Origin of the sequence: Pedobacter aquatilis (assembly GCF_032678405.1) — a bacterium.
GTDB lineage: Bacteria > Bacteroidota > Bacteroidia > Sphingobacteriales > Sphingobacteriaceae > Pedobacter > Pedobacter aquatilis_A.
Genome location: NZ_JAVTSJ010000014.1, coordinates 1 through 1,842, shown reverse-complemented (window position 1 = coordinate 1,842; position 1,842 = coordinate 1). Strand labels below are relative to the sequence as shown.

The window sequence follows — 1,842 nt, the reverse complement described above, 5'->3', positions numbered from 1 at the left end:
AAAAAAGATTGAAACAAACAAAGAGGAAGGGCAGGAAAAAACGACCTGACCGGACTTGAAGTTTGAAGATATATAAAAAGGCCGCCGCGAGGTACCGAGCCGAAAAAGTTCTTAAAAGAGATGTCAATGTAGCGCAAGCGGGGTAATGAAGTACGGATTCAAGTACAGAGTACCGAAGCTTGATTTTAAAGTCAATGTCTCAACAGACATAATTAAAAAAAGAAGACTATTTTTAACAATAGTTAAAACTGGTCAGTATTAAACAAACACATTTTACAATGGAGAGTTTGATCCTGGCTCAGGATGAACGCTAGCGGCAGGCCTAATACATGCAAGTCGAGGGGTATAGGAGAGCTTGCTTTCCTAGAGACCGGCGCACGGGTGCGTAACGCGTATGCAACCTACCTTAATCAGGGGGATAGCCCGAAGAAATTCGGATTAACACCGCATAAAATCACAGGGTAGCATTATCCAATGATCAAATATTTATAGGATTAAGATGGGCATGCGTGTCATTAGCTAGTTGGCGGGGTAACGGCCCACCAAGGCGACGATGACTAGGGGATCTGAGAGGATGACCCCCCACACTGGTACTGAGACACGGACCAGACTCCTACGGGAGGCAGCAGTAAGGAATATTGGTCAATGGAGGCAACTCTGAACCAGCCATGCCGCGTGCAGGAAGACGGCCCTATGGGTTGTAAACTGCTTTTATCCGGGAATAAACCTACTTACGTGTAAGTAGCTGAATGTACCGGAAGAATAAGGATCGGCTAACTCCGTGCCAGCAGCCGCGGTAATACGGAGGATCCAAGCGTTATCCGGATTTATTGGGTTTAAAGGGTGCGTAGGCGGCCTGTTAAGTCAGAGGTGAAAGACGGTAGCTCAACTATCGCAGTGCCTTTGATACTGACGGGCTTGAATGAACTAGAGGTAGGCGGAATGAGACAAGTAGCGGTGAAATGCATAGATATGTCTCAGAACACCGATTGCGAAGGCAGCTTACTATGGTTTTATTGACGCTGAGGCACGAAAGCGTGGGGATCAAACAGGATTAGATACCCTGGTAGTCCACGCCCTAAACGATGAATACTCGCTGTTAGCGATATACAGTTAGCGGCTAAGCGAAAGCGTTAAGTATTCCACCTGGGGAGTACGCCCGCAAGGGTGAAACTCAAAGGAATTGACGGGGGCCCGCACAAGCGGAGGAGCATGTGGTTTAATTCGATGATACGCGAGGAACCTTACCCGGGCTTGAAAGTTAGTGAATAATCCAGAGATGGATTAGTGAGCAATCACACGAAACTAGGTGCTGCATGGCTGTCGTCAGCTCGTGCCGTGAGGTGTTGGGTTAAGTCCCGCAACGAGCGCAACCCCTATGTTTAGTTGCCAGCATGTAATGGTGGGGACTCTAAACAGACTGCCTGTGCAAACAGAGAGGAAGGAGGGGACGACGTCAAGTCATCATGGCCCTTACGTCCGGGGCTACACACGTGCTACAATGGATGGTACAGAGGGCAGCTAGCTGGCAACAGTATGCGAATCTCATAAAGCCATTCACAGTTCGGATTGGGGTCTGCAACTCGACCCCATGAAGTTGGATTCGCTAGTAATCGCGTATCAGCAATGACGCGGTGAATACGTTCCCGGGCCTTGTACACACCGCCCGTCAAGCCATGGAAGCTGGGGGTACCTAAAGTATGTAACCGCAAGGAGCGTCCTAGGGTAAAACCGGTAACTGGGGCTAAGTCGTAACAAGGTAGCCGTACCGGAAGGTGCGGCTGGAATACCTCCTTTCTGGAGCAGAGTTGACTACTCGCTGCGCAACATGATACTCTTAAA

At 49.0% G+C, this 1,842-nt stretch carries 1 rRNA gene; it reads left to right on the top strand.

Features of this window, described 5'->3' with window-relative positions:
- Nucleotides 1-275: 275 nt before the first annotated feature.
- Nucleotides 276-1,797, top strand: a 16S ribosomal RNA gene (locus R2R71_RS21145).
- Nucleotides 1,798-1,842 lie beyond the last annotated feature (45 nt).